Raw genomic sequence first — 19,801 nt, 5'->3', positions numbered from 1 at the left:
ACGCGGGGTCACGCGGGGTCACGGTCGGGGCTCGTCCGGCCGGCCGTGGAGGATCTGCGTGGTGTGCCGGCCCAGACGGGGCGGGGGCAGCCGGTACTGCGCGGGCGTCTCGCTCAGCGCGATGGGGTGCGCGACCTGGCGGGACGGCCGGCTCGCCTCCCCGTCGGCGGGAGCGGCGGGGATGTCGACGATGCCGGGCAGGCCGAGTCGACCGGCGAAGGCGAAGGCGTCGTCGAGGGTGTTGACGGGTCCGGCGGGCACCCCGGCGGCCAGCAGGACGGTCGACCAGTGGTCCGCGCCTGCCGCGCCGAGCCGCTCGGTCAGGATGTCCCGCAGTTCGGCGCGGTGGGCGACCCGGTCGGCGTTGGTGCGGAAACGGTCGTCGAGAGCGAGACCGGCATCCCCGGCGGCCACGGCGAGCGCCGCGAACTGCCGGTCGTTGCCCACGGCGAGCGCGATGGGGCGATCAGCGGTCGGGAAGGTCTCGTACGGGGCGATGCTCGGATGCGCGTTGCCCATGCGGCCCGGCACGACGCCGGCGACGGCGAACGCCGACGCCTGGTTGACCATCGCGGACAGCAGCGAGCCGAGCAGGTTCACCTCCACCCGCTGACCCCGCCCGGTGGCGTCGCGGTGCCGGAGGGCCGCGAGGACACCGAGGCAGGCGTGCAGGCCGGTGATGACGTCGACCAGGGCCACGCCCGCCTTCACCGGCTCGCCGTCCGCGGCGCCGGTCACGCTCATCAGACCGCCGACAGCCTGCACCAACAGGTCGTATCCGGGGATCGAGGCGCCCGCGCCGCTGCCGAACCCACTGATCGAGCAGTAGACCAACTCCGGTTTACGGGCGCGGAGTTCGTCGTATCCCAGGCCGAGACGCTCCATCGTGCCGGGGCGGAAGTTCTCCACCACCACGTCACACTCGGCGACCAGGGCTCGGGCCTGTTCACGGCCGGACTCCGTGGCCAGGTCGAGGACGACCGACCTCTTGTTCCGGTTGACGCTCAGGAAATAGGTGGACGTGCCGTCGCTGTCCGCGGGAGGGTGCCAGGCCCGCGTCTCGTCCCCGATGCCCGGCCGCTCGACCTTGACCACGTCGGCGCCCAGGTCGCCGAGGAGCATGGTGGCGTAGGGCCCGGCGAGGACCCGTGAGAAGTCCGCGATGCGCAGACCGTCCAGCGCGCCGCGTCCGGCTCCCGATATGTCCGGCACGTCCGCCACGTCATGCTGGGTGCTCACACACCCTCCTCTCCGATCATCACGCCCGGACTGCTGTCTGCTGCGCCGCATCCCGTCACCACCAGCTCTGCGACGGCTGGACCGGGACCGGGTCGGTGAGCTCGACGGTGGGGATGCCCCGGCCGGCGGGCGCGACGGTCCGTACGGCGGTCACGCGTGCCCCCACCGCCACGACGAACGGCGCCGTGCCGACGATCCGGCACAGCAGGTTGAAGCCTTCGTCCATCGCGACGAACCACGTGTTGTGCTGGGCGTGGCCGTTTCGGCGCACGACGACTCCGAGGCCCGCGCTGCGTTCCAGCACGAAAGCCACGGATCCGCAGGCGCGGCAGAAGGAGCGCCGGTAGCCCGGGGTGCCACACCACCGGCAACGCTGGAAGAAGAGCTCGCGGCCGGCAGCCGGTGCCTCCGGCATGTCCGGCGGCATGTCCGGCGGCATGTCCGGCGGCATGTCCGGCGACATGTCCGGCGGGGTCGCGTCGACGGCGACCGCTTCGGGGCCGTCCGCTAGTTCGTCGTGTGCACGGGTTTGCGTCTGGAGCACCGCGGCCTCCTGGACTCGGTTCGGTGACCGGAAACAGGCGATCGGAATGGCCCGCCCGTCCCCATCACCCTGACCGGCCGCGGATCGCCGGTCAACGACGAGCTGACGCAGGTTTGTGCGCGGAAAACGCGCCGTCGACCGAGGTCGGAAAGGGTCTCCCGGCACTACCCTCGGCATCGGGTCCCGGGAGTCACGGCCGCAGGTCAGGGCCAGCGAGCCGATGAGCCCGTCACCCGGGGAGCAGCTCGGAACGCGCTCGCCTCAGCTGCCTCGACGCGAGCCGGTCGAGAGGGACGCCGAGGCTTCGCGGTATGGCCCCGGACAGGTCGGGGCGGTCGGCACACCGGCGGCGTAGGCCGCGCCGCCCTGGGGCTCCGGGGGCCGGCCGAGCCGCCCGGGGGCCCGGGCGACGGCGAAAACACTGGCATCTGGCCGGTGCGCGGGTGTCCGCCGTCGCCTTCGTCTTCTGGCCGTCGCCGTCGCCACCCGCGTTCGGCGGTCCCGGCCGGTCGTCGCCTGCACCATGTGCGTGCATGGCGTGCATGGCGTGCATGGCGTGCATGGCGTGCGTGCACCGCGTGCCTGCACCGCGTGCCTGCACCGTGGACCGCCGCGCGGGAACTGCCCGGATCAGCTCTCGGTCAACGTGACGTCCCGCTTCTGTGTCGCGTGGAAGCGGGGCAGGGGCAGGCCGCCGTCGGAACGGAGTTCCATCAGGGTGGCCTCGACGCGCGCCGCGCCGGGGGCGAGGTCGTTGGGGGTGGCCTTGCCGGTGTTCTTCCAGGTGTGCTCGGCACCGTCGCACACCGCTCGGGTGCCGCCCATGCCGTGCGTGGCGTCCTGGGAGGCCTGGCCGACCGAGGAGCTGACGAAGACCGGGCCCGTGCCGGCGACGCAGCGGTAGGTGCCGGAGAGCGTGACGGTGCCGTCGGCGGCGATGCGGCCGACCGGGTCGACCGTGACGGACTCCGTCGGGCCTGGGACTGCGACGGCGACGACCGCGGGCGCGGCCAGCAGAAGCAGGGCGGCGCCGGCGGCAGCGGACAGGGCGGGGCGCAAGAACATGGCAGAACCTCCTGTTGTGGGGCCTCCACTGGTACCGGGCGCGCGCGTCCGGAACGGTGATCGTCACTCCTTCGGTGGCGAGTCCGCACCGGCCGTCGACGTACCGTCCGGGAGTCGTCCTGGTGCTGTCACGTTTTCGGACGTGCCCCGGCGACGACTCCGGGCCGGGCGCAGATCAGCGCCTTGGACAGCGCGGCGGACGTCGGGTACTTCTCCCCGGCCGCGCGGGCGTCGCGGCGGGCCCGCACAGCATCGTTGAACACGACGCGGGCGCACCCGAACGCCCTCGCCAACGCGCCCTGCCGGCCGGGCTCCGGGTACACCCTGAAGACGTACCGACGCTGCATGCGAGCATCGCAGAAACAGCCGAACCGTTGGCACCAGGCAGAACATTCGTTCAACGTGTCACCGGCTACCGGCGGCCAGTGCCTCTCTGTCCGGCTCCGCCGGAAGGTCACCGCGACGCTTCGCGTAGAGGCGCACACCGCCCGTCAGGCTGCACACCGCCTCTTCGGCATCCGGGTGCATCTCCCAGTGGTCGGCGTGAACGTCGACACCGGTCTCCACGTGGAACGTCGTGATCTGCCAGGCGCCGGAGTCACCGCTCACCATCTGCCGTTCGGCGGCTCGGACATCGCCGTCGGGAACTGCAGCGCGGAGACGAACAGGTCGATGGGGGTCGACGTCATGACGGCGTTCCTTCCAGTCGGTTCTTTGTGGGGGCGGCGGGTTGCGGGTCAGGCAGGGAGGCCTGACGTCGGGGCAACACCCCGATCGCCACGACTGCCGCGAGTACGAAGAGGCCGGCGGTAACGGCAAGGCCCAGGGCATAGCCGTCGTTGAGGGCAGCGGGGTCGGTGGCCGTGCCGGTGCGGAGTGCGGCGATGGTGGCCAGAGCGGCCAGGCCGACGCAGCCGCCGAGTTGGCGGGAGCTGTTGAAAAGGCCGGAGGCCGTGCCCGCCTCGCGGGAGGCGACGCCGGTGGTCGCGGCGGCGGCGACAGGAGCCATGACCAGTCCGACGCCTACGCCAGTGATGACGCAGGGACCGAGCACGTCGGTGAGGAAGCCGCCGCCGGGGCTGATGAAGGCACACCAGGCCAGGCCCACGGCGGCCAGCAGAGCGCCGGGCACCAGGGCGGCTCGGGGGGTGCGTGCCGCGGTGACGCGGGTCGCGACGACGGCGCCGGCGACCAGGCTCACGGAGAACGGCAGGAACGCGGCGCCGGTCGCCGCGGCACCCATGCCCAGGACCTGCTGCAGGTACAGGGACACGAAGTAGAACGCCGTGAACTGCCCGGCCGCGGCCAAGAACACCAGCACGTTGGCGCCGGCCACCCAGCGGCTGCGCAGCAGGCCGAGGCGCAGCAACGGCGCGGGCGCCCTGGATTCGGCGAAGACGAAGGCGGCCAGGAGCGCGGCCGCAGCGGCGAGGGTCGCCACGGTGGCCGGGGATCCCCAACCCCGGGCGTCGGTGCGGACGACACCGAACACCAGCAGCCCGACTCCGCCGGTCGCCAGGACAGCGCCGAGCACGTCCAGCCTCTCGCGCCGGTCGGGCTGCGCTTCGGCGGGCACGCCTGCCAGAACCAGCGCGAGAGCCGCCGCCACGATGGGCAGGTTGACGAGCATCACCCAACGCCAACCCGCGTACTCGGTCAGCAGGCCGCCAGCCAGTACCCCCAGCGCTCCCCCTGCGGCGTTCACCGCGCTCCACACCCCGAGCGCCCGGACACGCCGAGGGCCCTCAGGGAACGTGGTGGTGAGCATGCCCAGAGCGGCTGGGGCGGCTGCGGCAGCACCCAGGCCCTGCCCGGCGCGGGCAGCGATCAGTTGCCAGGGCGCCTGGGCCAGCCCGCCCACCAGCGAGCACAGCCCGAAGACGACCAGGCCTGACACGAACAGCCGACGGTGACCGTACAGGTCACACGCACGGCCTCCCAGTAGCAGCAGTCCGCCGAAGGTGAGTGCGTAGACGTGCACGATCCACGACAGGTCGAGCGGCGCGAATCCCAGCGCGGTGCGGATTGCGGGCAGTGCGACGTTGACCACCGACATGTCCAGAGCGAAGACGAACTGGGCGACGGCCGCCGCCGCCAGCACCACTCCGCGTCGCCCGTACGGGTTTTTATACATGTAAGTAAATTAGCGACAGGGGATCGTCCTTGTCGACACCTGGGGAATGATGGGGGCATGCCGCAGCCGTCCGCACCGCGCAAATCTCCTGGCCGACCTCCCCGCATCTCCCGCGAGGAGGTCATCGGGACGGCCCGCCGCATCGTGACTGAGGAAGGCGTGGATCGGCTGACCATGCGGCGGCTGGCCACGGAGATCGGCAGTACGCCGATGGCGCTCTACCACCACGTCCGCAACAAGGAGGAACTGCTCGTCCTGCTGCTGGACGACTACGCGGCGCAGGCGCTGCGCCGACCCGAACTGCCTGAGCACCCTCGCCGGCGGATCGTCGTTGCCGCCGCCGCGATCCACGAGGCGCTCGCCGCCTGTCCCTGGATCGTGGACGTGTTGACCGCCGATGACCTGATGTCCACGTCGGCGCTGTGGTTTGTCGAGCAGATCGTCGACGGCCTGGTCGAATGCGGACTGTCCCCCGAGCGTGCCGTGCACGGTTACCGCGCGATCTGGTACTACACCGCTGGAGAGATCGTGGTCAGGGCGACGGCGGCCCGGCGGCGCGAAGACGACGACCGAAGGACCTACCGGGAGCAGGTCTTCGGCAATCTCGACCCGGGTGAGCTGCCCCGGTTGGCGCAGATCGCGGACCGCTGGGCACTGCTGACCGGCGAGGACACCTACCTGGACGGGCTCCAAGCTCTGGTAGACGGCCTTCTCGCCATCCGCTGACGATTCTCCGTCGCCGACGATGCGCGCCTGACCCGTGGCCGGACGCTCCCCGGCGACGAGGCCGTGCGCGCTCAGGCGGTGGCAGTTGCCAGCAGTCCGGGCAGGTTGCGCATGTCGTCGAACACGACGGTACCTGGTCCCTCCAGCCGCGAGGCAGGGGTGAGGCCGCCGCAGTAACCGAAGGCCCGCATGCCGGCGGCCCGGGCTGCCTGCACCCCGTATGCGCTGTCCTCGATCACCGCGCATCGCTCGGGCCATGGTCGACGACTCGGGCGAACTGCTGCCCGACGGCCGTGTCGTGAGAGCGTGGTCAGTGGTCCAGCACCGCGAACCCGTCCAGTTCGACGAGTGCCCTCTCGTCCCAGAGCCGGACGATTCCGACGACCGCCATCGCCGGATAGTCGCGGCCGGCCGACCGCCGCCAGATCGTGCCCAGTTCGGCGGCGTGCTCACGATAGGCGGCGACGTCCGTGACGTAGACGGTGACGCGCGCCAGGTCCGACGACGTGCCGCCGGCTGCCGTCAGCGCCGCCAGCAGGTTCGTGAGCGCCCGTGCGAACTGATCCGGCAACGACTCCCCCACGATTTTCCCGTCGGTGTCCAGCGCGGTCTGGCCGGCCAGGAAGACGATGCGGCTGCCGGTGGCGACAACGGCGTGGGAGAAGCCGGTGGGCGGCGAAAGCCCGGGCGGGTTGACGCGCTCGACGGTCACTCGGCCTCCCGGTCGGCTCGTCGGGTCTCACGGCCGGCTCGCTCGGCTTCCCGGTGGGCTCGCTCGGCCTGTGCGGCGTGTGGTGTCCGTTCGGTCCGCAGGGCCGCCCGGCCGCCTCGCTCGGTTCGGTCAGCCTGCACACCCTGCTCTCCGGGGTCCGTCCGCCTTGCGAGCTCCGCGTACAACTCCCTTGCGATGATGTCGCGTTGCACCTCGCTGGCCCCCTCGTAGATCCGTGGTGCGCGCACCTCCCGGTAGAGGTGCTCGAGCAGGTGGCCTCGGCGCAGAGCACGCGCGCCGTGGAGTTGGACGGCCGCGTCGACGACGTACTGCGCCGTCTCGGTGGCGAGCAGCTTGGCCATCGCGGCTCGCCGGGAGACGTCCGGGGCGGCGGCATCATACGCCGTCGCCGCCGCGTGGACCATCAGCCGGGCCGCCTCCGTGCGCAGCGCCATCTCGGCGACCTGGTGGGAAACCGTTTGCAGATCCCGCAGCTTGCCGCCGAACGCGTCGCGGCGGGCGGTGTGGGCGAGGGTGGCGTCGAGCGCGGCCTGTGCCATGCCGACGGCGAACGCGCCGACACTCGGGCGGAACAGGTCGAGGGTGCCCATGGCGACGCGGAAGCCTCGGTCGGGCTCGCCGAGCACGTCGTCCGCGGTGACCGGGACGGCGTCGAGGCGGAGTGTGCCGATGGGGTGCGGGGAGAGCATGTCGAGGGCGGATCCGGTGAGGCCGGGGCGGTCGGCGGGAAGCAGGAAAGCGGTTACGCCTCGTGCGCCGACTCTGGGCGTGGTGCGGGCGAAAACTGTATAGAAATCGGCTTCGGGAGCGTTGGAGATCCAGCACTTCTCGCCGGTGAGCCGCCAGGCGGCCGTTCCGTCCCGCTCGGCGGCCAGGGACAGCGCGGCCGCGTCCGAGCCCGCGCCGGGCTCGCTCAGCGCGAAGGCCGCCACTACGGCACCGTCGGCGACTCCGGGCAGCCAGCGGCGGCGCTGGACGGGCGTGCCGTGCGCGTGGACCGGGTGTGCGCCCAGCCCCTGCAGCGCGAGCGCCGTCTCGGCCTCGGTGCAGGCGTACGCCAGGGACTCGCGCATCAGGCAGAGGTCGACCGCGCCGGAGGTGAACAGCCGGGACAAGAGTCCCAGGCGGCCGAGTTCGGCGACGAGCGGGCGGTTGACCCGGCCCGGTTCGCCCTTCTCGGCGAGTGGGCGCAGCCGGTCGGCGGCCAGGGTGCGCAGTTCGGCGCACCAGGCGGCTCGTGCCGGATCGATCGAGAACGCGGGCATTGCTGCGGGCATCCCTGCGGGCATCGCCTTTCCCCTCTGCCGTGAATGATCCGCCCGGTCGCGGCGCGGACGTCGCGGACGAGGTGCCCGTCGCGGACGTCGCGGACGAGGTGCCCGTCGCGGACGTCGCGGACGAGGTGACTGTCCGCCGCTGGTCCGTGCACCCCGGTCCTCCCGTGTCGGTCGTGGCCTGCCGGTCGTGCGTGCGGGCCGGTTTCCCCTGGCCGGTTTCCGTGACCGGTTTCCCCTCCGTGTGGCCAGGCGGCATCCCGCGCACCCGGGTGTCCCTCCCGGGAGGTCGGGCGGCTCGCCCGTGCGGTGCTCCCGGGCGGTCCGTACGGTCGCACCGTCCGTGCCCTCTTTCGACGGTATCGCGTACCGTTGACTGCCGTCACCAACGCGATACGCTCGTTGCGCGAGCCCACGACGATGACGACGCCCTCCCGGGCAGCCCAGCCGGACAGTCCATCCAGGCAAGGGGGCGAACACCCATGAACGTCTCGGCCCACGTCGACACCTTCGCGCGCGACCATCTCCCGCCGCCCGGCAACTGGCCCGAGCTGCGCTTCGAGCTGCCCGAACTGCACTACCCCGACCGGGTGAACTGCGCCGCCGAGCTGCTCGACGGGGCCGCGCCGGAGCGGCCCGTGTTCCACACCGTGTCCGGGCCGTCGTGGACGTACGGCGAGTTGCGTGTCCGTGTCGACCGGATCGCTCATGTGCTCACCGACGACCTGGGGGTCGTCCCCGGCAACCGGGTGCTGCTGCGCGGGCCCACCACGCCGTGGCTGGCGGCCTGCTGGCTGGCCGTGCTGAAAGCGGGTGCGATCGCGGTTACCGTCCTCGCCCAGCAGCGGCCGCACGAGCTGCGCACCATGTGCGAGATCGCGCGGGTCGGGCATGCGCTGTGCGACATCCGTGCCGTCGACGACCTCGTCAAGGCGGAAACACCCGGTCTGCGGATCACGACGTACGGCGGTGACGGCCCCGACGACCTGCTGAACCGACCGTCGCCGGCAGAGCCGTTCCGGGCTGTCGAAACCGCTTCCGACGACATTGCGCTGATCGCGTTCACCTCCGGCACCACGGGTCGTCCGAAGGGCTGTCTGCACTTCCACCGGGACGTGCTGGCGATCGCCGACACCTTCTCGGAACACGTCCTGAAACCGCTTGCGGACGATGTCTTCGCGGGCAGCCCACCGCTCGGCTTCACTTTCGGACTCGGCGGTCTCGTCGTCTTCCCGATGCGGGCCGGCGCGAGCGCTCTGCTGCTGGAACAGGCAGCGCCCCGGCAGTTGTTGCCGGCGATCGCCGCGCACCGCGTGTCCGTGCTTTTCACCGCGCCCACCGCCTATCGCGCGATGCTCGACGATCTCGACGACCACGACGTGTCCTCCCTGCGGCGCTGCGTCTCCGCCGGTGAGAACCTGCCCGCGGCCACCTGGCGCGCCTGGCACGAGCGCACCGGCCTGCGGCTGATCAACGGCATCGGCGCCACGGAGCTGCTGCACATCTTCATCTCCGCCGCGGACGAGAGCGTCCGGCCCGGCACCACCGGCGTTCCGGTGCCCGGCTGGCACGCGCGCGTGCAGGACGCCTCCGGTGCGCCCGTGCCGGACGGCGAGCCCGGACTGCTCGCCGTGCGCGGCCCGGTGGGCTGCCGCTACCTGGCCGACCCTCGGCAGCAGAGTTACGTCCGCGACGGCTGGAACGTCACCGGTGACACCTACGTCCGCGAGACCGACGGCTATTTCCGGTACGTCGCCCGCGCCGACGACATGATCATCTCTGCCGGGTACAACATCTCCGGGCCCGAGGTCGAGGAGGCGCTGCTGCGGCATCCCGACGTACTCGAGGCGGCGGTCGTGGGACGACCCGACGAGCGGCGTGGACAGGCGGTGGTCGCGTTCACGGTCCTGCGCGAGGGCGCACGGCGTGACGCCGAGGCCCTGCGCGCCTACCTCAAGGAGGAGCTCGCGCCCTACAAGTGCCCGCGTGAGGTGGTCTTCCTGGAGGCGCTGCCGCGCACGGCGACCGGCAAGCTCCAGCGGTTCAGGCTGCGCGTAAGCGGTTGCACCGAAGGTGACCAGCCGTGATGCCGAAGACCTAAGATGATCAACGTGTCCGACCAGCCTGCACCTCGGTCTCTCATCGTCACGCTCTACGGCGCGTACGGCCGCTTCGTCCCGGGGCCGGTGCCCGTCGCCGAGCTGATCCGGCTGCTCGCCGCGGTCGGCGTAGACGCGCCCTCCGTGCGTTCCTCGGTCTCCCGGCTGAAACGCCGCGGACTGTTGTTGCCGGCGCGCACCGCCCAGGGTGCGGCCGGGTACGAACTGTCCGCTGAGGCACGGCAGTTGCTCGAGCACGGCGACCGGCGCGTCTACGCCACGACGCCTCCGGCGGACGAAGGCTGGGTGCTGGCGGTGTTCTCGGTGCCCGAGTCGGAGCGGCAGAAGCGGCATGTGCTGCGGTCGCGGCTGGCGGGACTGGGGTTCGGCACAGCGACCCCAGGGGTCTGGATCGCCCCGGCGCGCCTGTACGACGAGACCCGGCACACGCTCCGGCGGCTGCGTCTCGATACGTACGTCGATCTGTTCCGGGGCGAGCATCTCGGCTTCGCGCCGACCGTCGACGCCGTCGCCCGCTGGTGGGATCTGGCGGCCATCGCCAAGGAGCACGAGGCGTTCCTCGACCGCCACGCGCGCGTGCTGCGGGACTGGCAGCAGCGTCCGGACACTCCGCCCGAGGAGGCCTATCGCGACTACCTCCTCGCGCTGGACTCCTGGCGCCATCTGCCCTATCTCGATCCCGGACTGCCCGCCCGGCTGCTGCCGCAGGACTGGCCGGGCACGCGTTCGGCGGCCGTTTTCCAGGGGCTGCACGAGCGGCTGCGCGACGCGGGAGCGGAGTTCGTCGGGGTGTGAGCCGGGGCGCGACGCCGCCTCGTGGTTCCCGACAGACATGCGAAAGACATACGAAGTGGAAAAAGTTGCTGGAGTTCCCGATCTTTTGCGCCCGTCTTCACAGGGTCAGGCGGGGTTTGGGGGCGTCGGCCCGGCCGGTGCGCGGTGGTCTGCTGCCCGCGCGGTACGGTGCGGGCCATTCGGCGCCCGGCCCGGTGTAGCCCTGTTCGGCGGCGGCGTGCAGGGTCCAGTTCGGGTCGTAGAGGTGTGGTCGGGCGAGGGCGCAGAGGTCGGTACGGCCCGCCAGGATCAGTGAGTTGACGTCGTCCCAGGAGGAGATCGCGCCGACCGCGATCACCGGGATGCCCACCTCGTGCCGGATGCGGTCGGCGAACGGCGTCTGGTACGAGCGCCCGTACTCGGGCCGCTCCTCGGCCACCACCTGCCCCGTGGAGACGTCGACGGCGTCGGCACCGTGCTCGGCGAACGCGCGGGCGATACCGACGGCGTCGTCGGTCGAGGTGCCGCCCTCGGCCCAGTCGGCGGCGGAGATGCGGACGGTCATGGGCCGCTCCGCCGGCCACACCTCGCGGACCGCGTCGAAGACCTCGAGCGGGAAGCGCAGGCGTCGGGCGAGTGAGCCTCCGTAGGCGTCCGTGCGGTGGTTGGTCAGTGGGGAGAGGAAGCCGGACAGCAAGTAGCCGTGTGCGCAGTGGAGTTCGAGGAGATCGAAGTCCGCCCGGGCGGCCCGGCGGGCTGCGGCGGTGAACTGTTCGCGCACGTCGACAAGTTGGGCGCGACCCAGTTGGCGCGGGGTCTGGCTTCCCGTTCTGTACGGCAGGGGGGACGCGGCCACGAGCGGCCAGTTGCCGTCCGGCAGCGGTTCGTCCATGCCCTCCCACATCAGTCTCGTCGAGCCCTTGCGTCCGGAGTGGCCGAGCTGCACGCCGATCGCGGCTTGCGGGGCGCGTTCGTGCACGAAGTCGGTGATGCGCCGCCAGCCGTCGGTCTGCCGGCCGGTGTAGAGACCGGTGCAACCGGGTGTGATGCGGCCCTCCGGGGACACGCACACCATCTCCGTCATCACCAGTCCGGCTCCGCCGAGGGCGCGGGCGCCGAGGTGGACGAGGTGGAAGTCGCCGGGGAGCCCGTCCACCGCCGAGTACATGTCCATGGGTGAGACGACGACGCGGTTGCGCAGGGTCAGGCCGCGCAGCCGGAACGGGGTGAACATCGGGGGCGTTCCGGGCGGGCAGCCGAACTCCCGCTCCACGGCGCCGGTGAAGTGGGGGTCACGCAGCCGCAGGTTGTCGTGGGTGACGCGACGGCTGCGGGTGAGCAGGTTGAAGGCGAACCTCCGGGGTGGCTGCCCGAGGTAGAGGCCGATGTTCTCGAACCACTCCAGGCTGGCGCGGGCGGCCCGCTGGGTGGAGGCGACGACAGGTCTGCGCTCCTCCTCGTAGGCGGACAACGCGGTGCGCAGACGGGGGTGTTCCGTCAGACAGGCAGCGAGCGCCAGGGCGTCCTCGACGGCCAGCTTGGTGCCCGAGCCGATGGAGAAGTGGGCGGTGTGCGCCGCGTCGCCCAGGAGCACCACGTTGCCGTGCGACCAGCGTGCGTTGACGACCGTGCGGAAAGCGGTCCAGGCGGAGTTGTTGGACTTCAGGGGGCGGCCGCCGAGCGCCTCGGCGAAGATCTTGGCGCAGCGTTCGACCGACTCGTCCTCGTCGAGTTCGTCGAAACCGCTTGCCCGCCAGACTTCCTCGCGCATCTCGACGATCACGGTCGACGCGTCGGCCGCGTAGGGGTAGCCGTGCAGTTGCATCACGCCGTGCTCGGTCTCGGCGATGTCGAAGCGGAAGGCGTCGAAGGCGAAGTCCGCGGCGAGCCAGATGTAACGGCAGCGGTGGCCGGTCACCTGGGGGCTGAACACGTCCGCGTACGTTTCCCGGGTGCCACTGTGCACGCCGTCCGCCGCGATGACGAGGTCGTACTCCTCCGCCAGGTGGGCGGGTGCCGGCGCCTGCGTGCGGAAACGCAGGTCGACGCCGAGGGAGCGGCAGCGCTCGTGCAGGATCTCCAGCAGCCTGCGGCGGCCCAGGGCGGCGAAGCCGTGCCCTTTGGAGGTGTGGCGGACGCCTCGGTGGACGATGTCGATGTCGTCCCAGCGGACGAAGTCCTTCCGCAAGGCCCGGTACACGTCCGGGTCGGCGTGTTCGATGCCGCCCAGGGTCTCGTCGGAGAGGACGACGCCGAAGCCGAAGGTGTCCTCGGGTGCGTTGCGTTCCCAGAGGGTGATCTCGCGGGCGGGGTCGAGGCGTTTGAGCAGGGCGGCGGCGTAGAGGCCGCCGGGACCGCCGCCCACGATCGCGATACGCCGGGGACGGCCGGCCGCGGCGTGCGTTTCTGGGTTCGTCTCGGAAACCGGTGTCCGGGAGGATGTCACCTCGGAAAACGCGGAAACCGGTGTCGCGTGCGTTGCCGTGTCGGAAACGGGTGTCGCGGCCGTTGCCGTTTCGGAAACCGGTGTCACGGACGTTGCCGTTTCCGAAGCCGGTGGAACGGACGGTGCGGCCCCCGACGCCCCAGCCCCAGCCCCAGCCCCAGCCCCAGCCCCTGAAACCGGTATCGCCGACGTTGCCGCGGAAACCGGTGTCCTGGAAGGCGGTGTTCTCGAAGGCGTTGTTCTCGGAGGCGTTGTTCTCGAAGGCGGTTTCATCGGCCTCGCCATTTCGGGGCGCGCTTCTGGGTGAACGCCTCGTGGAATTCGGCGTAGTCCTCGCCGTTCATGAGCAGGGCCTGGGTGGCGGCGTCGAGTTCCACGGAGGCCGCGAGCGGCATGTCCAGTTCGGCCGTCAGCAGCGCTTTCGTCTGGGCGTAGGCGAGTGCCGGGCCGTCGGCCAGGCGGCGGGCCAGGGTCCGGGCGGCCGCGTCCGCCTGCCCTTCCCCGGTCAGTTCGCTGATCAGGCCGATCCGCTCGGCCTCCGCTGCGTGGACGGGTTCGCCGAGCATGAGCAGCCGGGTGGCGTGGCCGAGCCCGACGATCCGGGGCAGCAGATAGGCGGCGCCCATGTCGCCGCCGGAGAGGCCGACGCGGGTGAAGAGGAAGGCGAAGCGGGCGCCGGGGTCGGCGACCCGGAAGTCCGCGGCCAGGGCGAGGACCGCGCCGGCGCCGGCCGCCACTCCGTGCACGGCGGCGATCACCGGGAACGGGCATTCCCGCAGGGCCCGTACGACCTGGCCGGTCATCCGGTTGAAGTCGAGGAGCTGAGCGGTGTCCATGCCGAGGGTGGCGCCGATGATCTCGTCGACGTCGCCGCCGGAGCAGAAGCCCCGGCCTTCGCCGGTCAGCACCAGGGCGCGGACCGACCGCTCCCTGGACAGCTCGGCGAGCAGATCGCGCAGGTCGGCGTAGGCGCCGAAAGTGAGGGCGTTGAGCTTTTCCGGGCGGGCGAGGGTGACGGTGGCGACGCCGTCGGTGCGCTCGACGTGCAGGTGACGCCAGTCGGGGGTGCGGGCGGCGGAGCCGGTGAAGGGACTCATGAGGGCGGCCTCCTCGACAGTCGCCTTCGAAGTTATCACCCTCGCGTGACCGTCGTCATGAGTACGCGATATACGGCGGGGGCAGAATCGCCGTGTATCGCCGTGTCACCGCACGACATGATCCGCCGTGCATCGCCGTGCAACGCCGTGCAACGCCGTGTCACCGCACGACATGCGCCCGTCACACACGTCACCGGTCGTCGATAAGGCGGTAACAACCGGATCAGGTGCGCGAGGGAGACCGTTGACGCGGGTAAGCCGCTCGACAGCGGGGTCCGAAGGTCCCGCGCGGTGCCCATCGAGCGCCTCTGCCGGAGGTCGCCGTACCATTCCTGAAGTTGAAGGCAGGACGCCTGATGTCGATCACGGGAACCTGCGCCATGAACGGACTCGCCTTGCACGAACGCCCCTCCGACTCCGCCGCCTCCTGGCGAATCGCACTGCCGCACTCCGCCGCGGCCGTGCCGGTGGCCCGTGCGCTGGTCCGTACGGCGCTGGCCGAGCTGAAGCACGGGGCGGACAGCGACACGGCGGAGCTGCTCACCGCCGAGCTGGTGGCGAACGCCGTGGAGCACACCGCGGGGGACGCGCCCATAGAGCTGGTCGTGGAGCTGCATCCGAGCGGGTGCCAGGTCGAGGTGCACGACGCAGACCCGGCGCCGCCCGGCGACCTCACCCGTCCGTCCGGCAGGGAGCCCGATCCCTGGCAGGAGCACGGGCGCGGGCTGCTGCTGATCCGCGCGCTCAGCTCGTCCTGCGGGCACCGGCCCACCGATCAGGGCAAGGCGGTGTGGTTCCGGCTGGCGGCGGTCCCGCCGCAGCGCGGTCCGCGTCTCGCGTGAGCACGGCGCCCCCGGCCCGCCCGCTGCCCTCACCCCGCCCCGCTGCCCTCATCCGTCCCATCCCACCCCGTCCCATCCCGCCCCGTCCCGCCCCGTCCCTCCCGCAGTGGTCCCTGATCAGGACTGACCGGCGAGGGTGGCGACCAGGACGGCCTTGATGGTGTGCAGACGGTTCTCCGCCTCGTCGAAGACGACGGAGTGCTCCGACTCGAAGACCTCGTCGGTCACCTCGAGGCTTTCGAGGCCGTGGCTCTCGTATATCCCCTGGCCGACCGCGGTGCCCAGGTCGTGGAAGGCCGGCAGGCAGTGCAGGAACCGGACGTCCGGGTTCCCGGTGGCGCGCAGGACGTCCATGGTGACGGCGTAGGGGCCGAGGGCGACGATCCGCTCGCTCCAGACCTCCTTGGGCTCGCCCATGGAGACCCAGACGTCGGTGGCGACGAAGTCGGCGCCGCGCACGCCCTCGGCGACGTCCTCGGTGAGCAGGACGGCGGCCCCGCTGTCCGCGGCGAGCTCGCGGGCCTTCGCGACGACCTCGTCGGCGGGCCAGTACTCCTTCGGCGCGACGATGCGGACGTCCATGCCGAGCAGCGCCCCGGTGATCAGGTAGGAGTTACCCATGTTGAAGCGCGCGTCGCCGAGGTAGGCGAAGACGATCCCGCCGTCCAGGCCCTTCGCACAGTGCTCGGTCATCGTCAGCACGTCGGCGAGCATCTGGGTGGGGTGCCAGTCGTCGGTGAGGCCGTTGAAGACCGGCACGCCCGCGTGGGCGGCGAGCTCCTCGGCCTTGTGCTGGCTGTCGCCGCGGTACTCGATGCCGTCGTACATCCGGCCCAGCACGCGCGCGGTGTCCTTGACGGACTCCTTGTGGCCGATCTGCGAGCCGGCAGGGTCCAGATAGGTGGTCGAGGCGCCCTGGTCGGCGGCGGCGACCTCGAACGCGCAGCGGGTGCGCGTCGAGGTCTTCTCGAAGATCAGGGCGATGTTCCTGCCGCGCAGGTGCTGTACCTCGGCCCCGGCCTTCTTGGCGGCCTTCAGCTCGGCGGCCAGCTCGATCAGGCCACGGAACTCCTCCCCCGTGAAGTCCAGCTCCTTGAGGAAGTGGCGGCCGGCGAGGGCGGTCGGGACAGTCGCCATGGGGGCGCTCCAGACATACGAGAACAGGACACTGGAACTCTATACGAAGATTAGCATTTCTATACAGGGCCGCGTTCGACCGGGCAGCTCATGCAGCGCGGGCCCCCTCTCCCCCGGCCGAGTTCGCTGCCGGGGATCTCTATCACTTCGATCCCTTGTTTGCGCAGGTGGGTGTTGGTGGTGACGTTGCGCTCGTAGGCGATGACGACGCCCGGTTCCACGGCGAGCACGTTGCAGCCGTCGTCCCACTGCTCGCGCTCGGCGGCGTGGACGTCCTGGGTGGCGGTGAGGACGCGGATCTCGCTGAGGCCGAGGGCGGCGGCGATCGCACGGTGCATGTGCTCCGGCGGGTGGTCGGTGACCTTGAGTTCCTTCTCCCCGACGCCCGGTTCGATGGTGTACGAGCGGAGCATGCCGAGGCCGGCGTACTGGGTGAAGGTGTCGCCGTCGACCATCGTCATCACGGTGTCGAGGTGCATGAAGGCCCGCCGCTTGGGCATGTCGAGCGCCACGATGGTCTGCGCCGAGCCGGCGGCGAACAGCTTGTGGGCGAGCATCTCGACGGCCTGCGGGGTGGTGCGCTCGCTCATGCCGATCAGGACGGCGCCGTTGCCGATGACGAGGACGTCCCCGCCCTCGATGGTGGACGGGTAGTCGGCCTGCCCCTCGGACCAGACGCGGAACGTCTCGTCGCGGAAGAGGGGGTGATGGCGGTAGATGGCCTCGAAGTGGACGGTCTCGCGCTGCCGGGCCGGCCAGCGCATGGCGTTGATGGCGACGCCGTCGTAGATCCAGGCCGAGGTGTCGCGGGTGAAGAGGTGGTTGGGGAGCGGGTCGAGGAGGAAGTCGTCGAGCTCCATGGCGTGGAAACGCACGGAGGTCGGTTCCGGATGCGCTTCCAGAAACTCCCGCTTGGTCATGCCGCCGACGAGGGCCTCCACCAGTTGCGGGGCGGGCAGGTCCTCGAAGGCGGCGCGGAGGTGGTCGGTGGCGAGCACCCCGTACTCCTTCTCGTCGAAGACGCGGTCCAGGACGAGTGCTCGGGCCGCCGGGATCGCCAGGGCCTCGGTGAGCAGGTCGCCGAAGAGGTGGACGGCGACGCCGCGGTCGCGCAGTGCGTCGGCGAACCCGTCATGCTCGGCGCGCGCCCGACGCACCCAGAGCACGTCGTCGAAGAGAAGTGCGTCCTTGTTACTGGGTGTGAGCCTTTTGAGCTCGAGATCCGGCCGGTGCAGGATGACGCGGCGCAGGCGCCCGGCTTCGGAGTCGACATGAAATCCCATGCCTCCATCCTGACCACCGAGGACCGCCTTCACCCGCTACCGGACCGTTTCCGCGCGGGCTTGTCCCGCTCCCGGTTTTCGTCCCCTTGACGACAAGGGGAGGGTGGATTATCGTTTTCTTATCGTCGCTTTGACGAGAATCGAGACCGAGGGGGGTCACTCATGGCCGACATCACCCGGCGGTCGGGCTGGCGCCATCTGCGCGGCGCGCCGACCGCACACGTGCGCCACCACCGTTCCGGCAAACTGGCGCACGACGGGCCGGGGCTCAGCTTCTGGTTCCGTGCGCTGAGCGCCGCGCTCTCCGAAGTGCCGGTGGACGACCGCGAGTTGGCGATGACGTTCCACGCCCGCACGGTCGACTTCCAGGATGTGGCGGTGCAGGCGACGGTGACGTACCGGATCAGCGACCCGGCGGTGGCCGCCGCCCGTCTGGACTTCTCCATCGACCCCGACACCGGGGCGTGGCGCGGCGCGCCGCTGGAACAGCTCGGCACCCTGCTGACCGAGACGGCGCAGCAGCACGCGTTGGACGTCCTCGCCCGCACGTCGCTGTCGTCGGCGCTGGTGGACGGTGTGACGGCGGTGCGGGAGCGGGTCGCCGCGGGGCTGGCGGCGGAGCCGCGACTGCCGGCCACCGGCATCGAGATCGTGGCCGTCCGGGTGGTGGCGCTGCGGCCGGAGCCCGAGGTGGAGCGGGCGCTGCGGACGCCGGCGCGCGAGCTGATCCAGCAGGAGGCCGACCGGGCGACGTACGAGCGGCGGGCGGTGGCCGTCGAACGGGAGCGGACGATCGCGGAGAACGAGCTGGCCAGCAAGATCGAGCTGGCCCGCCGTGAAGAACAGCTGGTCGAGCAGCGCGGCACGAACACCCGTCGCGAGGCGGAGGAGAGCGCCGCCGCGGACAAGGTGCGGGCCGAGGCGGAGGCGACGCGGACCGTGCGACTCGCGGAGGCGGAGGCGGCCCGGTCGGTGAAGCTCGGGGAGGCGGAGGCGGCGAAGCAGATACGGCTGGCGGACGCCGAGGCGCTGCGCACCGAGCGGTTGGCGCAGGCGGAGGCGGTGCGTCTGGTCCGGCTCTCCGAGGCGGAGGCGGCCCGCTCGGTCCAGCTCGCCCGCGCCGAGGCGGAGGCGGCGCGCGAGGTCGGCGAGGCGCGGGCCCAGGCGCAGGCCGCCTGGCTGCGGGTGCACGGGGACGTCGACGTGGCGACGCTGCACGCCCTCACCGGGACCCGGCTCGCGGAGAACCTGCCGCACATCGACAGCGTGACGATCTCGCCGGATGTGCTGACGGGGCTGCTGGCCAAGCTGGGAGCGACCGAGTGAGTCTCGCCCCGCGGGCCGTGCTGGTCCATCGCACCACGGAGTACGAGGAGTTGACGGCCCGGCACGGCACGCACGGCCAGGCCGCCTTCTTCCTCTCCTCGCGGGGCCGGGACATCGAGGAGGTCGCCGAACGCCACCGCCGCACCCGGCGGGCGCTGGCGGAGGTGACGGCGGCGATTCCTCTAACTTGGCGTCAGACACGGGTGGAGCGGGCCGACTTGGACCGTTTCCTGTTCGCGCCGGAGGACGTGGTGGTCGTGGTCGGTCAGGACGGTCTGGTGGCGAACGTCGCCAAGTACCTGACCGGGCAGCCGGTGGTGGGCATCGACACCGATCCGGGCCGCAACCCGGGCGTCCTGGTCCGTCACCGGCCGCGGGACGCCGCGTCGCTCCTGCCCTCCGTCCTGGCGGCCGGCGTCGGTCGGGACGAGCTGACCATGGTGGAAGCGGTCGCGGACGACACCCAACGGCTGCTGGCCCTCAACGAGATCTATCTGGGCGCCGCAGGTCATCAGACCGCCCGTTACCGCCTGGGCCTCGACGACGACGGGGGTGTCGTCGAGGCCCAGGCCTCCTCCGGGGTGCTGGTGGGCACGGGCACGGGGGCGACCGGCTGGCTCCGGTCGGTGTGGCAGGAGCGGGGCGGGGCCGGGAGCGACGGTCGCCTACGGCTGCCGGGGCCGACGGAGGACCGGCTGGTGTGGTTCGTGCGGGAGGCCTGGCCGTCCCCGGCGACCGGAACGTCCCTGGTCGCGGGCGAGCTCGCGGCCGGCGGCCGGCTGACGCTGACGGTCGAGTCGGAGCGCCTCATCGCCTTCGGCGACGGCATCGAGAGCGACGCCCTGGAACTGACGTGGGGGCAGCGGGTGCGGGTGGGGGTGTGCGGGGAGCGGCTACGGCTGGCGGGGTGAGCGGCGCCGGCGTTTCAGGGGCCCGCCTGCGCGGCTCGCACGGGCGGGGTGAGGCGCGCGGCCCGTCCGACGCCGCCACCGCGCTGCGCGCGATACGTCGCCGGACGGGCCGGGCCCGACAGGGCACAGCCGAGCGTCGTCGGCTACGGC

General features: G+C 71.7%; 18 protein-coding genes and 1 pseudogene. 6 read left to right on the top strand and 13 right to left on the bottom strand.

Features of this window, described 5'->3' with window-relative positions:
* Positions 1-18: 18 nt before the first annotated feature.
* The 6 genes from QA802_RS32425 to QA802_RS32400 all read right to left on the bottom strand — a co-directional run bounded on the left by QA802_RS32425 (position 19) and on the right by QA802_RS32400 (position 4,982).
* The gene (locus QA802_RS32425; protein ID WP_334530184.1) at positions 19-1,239 is read right to left on the bottom strand and encodes a CaiB/BaiF CoA transferase family protein; all 1,221 of its coding nucleotides are present in this window, start codon (positions 1,237-1,239) and stop codon (positions 19-21) included.
* A gap of 55 nt (positions 1,240-1,294) precedes the next feature.
* Positions 1,295-1,783, bottom strand: a complete 489-nt coding sequence (locus QA802_RS32420) for a Zn-ribbon domain-containing OB-fold protein (protein WP_334530181.1) — start codon at positions 1,781-1,783, stop codon at positions 1,295-1,297.
* Between the two features lie 630 nt (positions 1,784-2,413).
* Positions 2,414-2,848, bottom strand: a complete 435-nt coding sequence (locus QA802_RS32415; protein WP_319168947.1) for a DUF6299 family protein — start codon at positions 2,846-2,848, stop codon at positions 2,414-2,416.
* Between the two features lie 128 nt (positions 2,849-2,976).
* The gene (locus QA802_RS32410; RefSeq protein ID WP_334530176.1) at positions 2,977-3,195 is read right to left on the bottom strand and encodes a helix-turn-helix domain-containing protein; all 219 of its coding nucleotides are present in this window, start codon (positions 3,193-3,195) and stop codon (positions 2,977-2,979) included.
* 58 nt (positions 3,196-3,253) lie between these two features.
* Positions 3,254-3,460 carry a hypothetical protein gene (locus tag QA802_RS32405; protein ID WP_334530173.1) on the bottom strand — a complete coding sequence of 69 codons (207 nt, stop codon included), beginning with the start codon at positions 3,458-3,460 and terminating at the stop codon, positions 3,254-3,256.
* Positions 3,461-3,533: 73 nt separating this feature from the next.
* Positions 3,534-4,982, bottom strand: coding sequence for an MFS transporter (locus QA802_RS32400; RefSeq protein WP_319168944.1), 1,449 nt, complete (start codon positions 4,980-4,982; stop codon positions 3,534-3,536).
* A 57-nt stretch (positions 4,983-5,039) separates the two neighbouring features.
* Here QA802_RS32400 and QA802_RS32395 point away from each other — a divergent pair, with 57 nt between their 5' ends.
* The gene (locus QA802_RS32395) at positions 5,040-5,708 is read left to right on the top strand and encodes a TetR/AcrR family transcriptional regulator (protein ID WP_334530169.1); all 669 of its coding nucleotides are present in this window, start codon (positions 5,040-5,042) and stop codon (positions 5,706-5,708) included.
* A gap of 71 nt (positions 5,709-5,779) precedes the next feature.
* On the opposite strand, the pseudogene QA802_RS32390 reads toward QA802_RS32395, so the two are convergent.
* From QA802_RS32390 to QA802_RS32380, 3 genes and pseudogenes are all read right to left on the bottom strand, one after another.
* A pseudogene (locus QA802_RS32390) lies at positions 5,780-5,962 on the bottom strand (HAD family hydrolase); the annotation flags it as partial.
* A gap of 56 nt (positions 5,963-6,018) precedes the next feature.
* Positions 6,019-6,420, bottom strand: a complete 402-nt coding sequence (locus QA802_RS32385) for a RidA family protein (protein WP_334530166.1) — start codon at positions 6,418-6,420, stop codon at positions 6,019-6,021.
* Complete coding sequence (locus QA802_RS32380) at positions 6,417-7,706, bottom strand: acyl-CoA dehydrogenase family protein (RefSeq protein WP_334530163.1); 1,290 nt, start codon at positions 7,704-7,706, stop codon at positions 6,417-6,419. The genes QA802_RS32385 and QA802_RS32380 overlap by 4 nt, the downstream gene beginning before the upstream one ends.
* A gap of 491 nt (positions 7,707-8,197) precedes the next feature.
* Here QA802_RS32380 and QA802_RS32375 point away from each other — a divergent pair, with 491 nt between their 5' ends.
* Complete coding sequence (locus QA802_RS32375; RefSeq protein WP_334530160.1) at positions 8,198-9,802, top strand: AMP-binding protein; 1,605 nt, start codon at positions 8,198-8,200, stop codon at positions 9,800-9,802.
* A 15-nt stretch (positions 9,803-9,817) separates the two neighbouring features.
* Positions 9,818-10,630, top strand: coding sequence for a PaaX family transcriptional regulator (locus QA802_RS32370; RefSeq protein ID WP_334530157.1), 813 nt, complete (start codon positions 9,818-9,820; stop codon positions 10,628-10,630).
* Between the two features lie 97 nt (positions 10,631-10,727).
* Here QA802_RS32370 and QA802_RS32365 read toward each other — a convergent pair whose 3' ends face one another.
* Together QA802_RS32365 and QA802_RS32360 are read right to left on the bottom strand one after the other, a co-directional pair.
* Positions 10,728-12,983, bottom strand: a complete 2,256-nt coding sequence (locus QA802_RS32365) for a bifunctional salicylyl-CoA 5-hydroxylase/oxidoreductase (protein ID WP_334535018.1) — start codon at positions 12,981-12,983, stop codon at positions 10,728-10,730.
* A 341-nt stretch (positions 12,984-13,324) separates the two neighbouring features.
* Positions 13,325-14,152 (bottom strand): enoyl-CoA hydratase family protein, encoded by an 828-nt coding sequence (locus QA802_RS32360; RefSeq protein WP_334530153.1) that lies wholly within the window; start codon positions 14,150-14,152, stop codon positions 13,325-13,327.
* Between the two features lie 356 nt (positions 14,153-14,508).
* Here QA802_RS32360 and QA802_RS32355 point away from each other — a divergent pair, with 356 nt between their 5' ends.
* Entirely contained in the window at positions 14,509-14,994 is a 486-nt protein-coding gene (locus tag QA802_RS32355; protein WP_334530150.1) for an ATP-binding protein, read from the top strand.
* A gap of 117 nt (positions 14,995-15,111) precedes the next feature.
* Here the strand turns inward: QA802_RS32355 and argF are convergent, their stop codons facing one another.
* Both argF and QA802_RS32345 read right to left on the bottom strand, forming a co-directional pair.
* Positions 15,112-16,131, bottom strand: coding sequence for an ornithine carbamoyltransferase (argF, locus tag QA802_RS32350; RefSeq protein ID WP_334530147.1), 1,020 nt, complete (start codon positions 16,129-16,131; stop codon positions 15,112-15,114).
* Positions 16,132-16,190: 59 nt separating this feature from the next.
* On the bottom strand, positions 16,191-17,414 hold the full coding sequence (locus QA802_RS32345) for an arginine deiminase (RefSeq protein WP_334530144.1): 1,224 nt from the start codon (positions 17,412-17,414) through the stop codon (positions 16,191-16,193).
* A gap of 162 nt (positions 17,415-17,576) precedes the next feature.
* On the opposite strand from QA802_RS32345, the gene QA802_RS32340 reads away from it, so the two are divergent.
* Together QA802_RS32340 and QA802_RS32335 are read left to right on the top strand one after the other, a co-directional pair.
* A complete protein-coding gene (locus QA802_RS32340) occupies positions 17,577-18,740 on the top strand; it encodes an SPFH domain-containing protein (protein ID WP_334530141.1) in 1,164 nt (387 codons plus the stop codon).
* Positions 18,737-19,651 (top strand): NAD(+)/NADH kinase, encoded by a 915-nt coding sequence (locus tag QA802_RS32335; protein WP_334530138.1) that lies wholly within the window; start codon positions 18,737-18,739, stop codon positions 19,649-19,651. Before QA802_RS32340 ends, QA802_RS32335 begins: the two co-directional genes overlap by 4 nt.
* The last annotated feature ends 150 nt before the right edge of the window (positions 19,652-19,801 follow it).

Source organism: Streptomyces sp. B21-105 (genome assembly GCF_036898465.1).
Taxonomy (GTDB): domain Bacteria; phylum Actinomycetota; class Actinomycetes; order Streptomycetales; family Streptomycetaceae; genus Streptomyces.
Note: the sequence above shows the minus strand (reverse complement) of the source record. Positions and strands in the feature narration are given on the sequence as shown.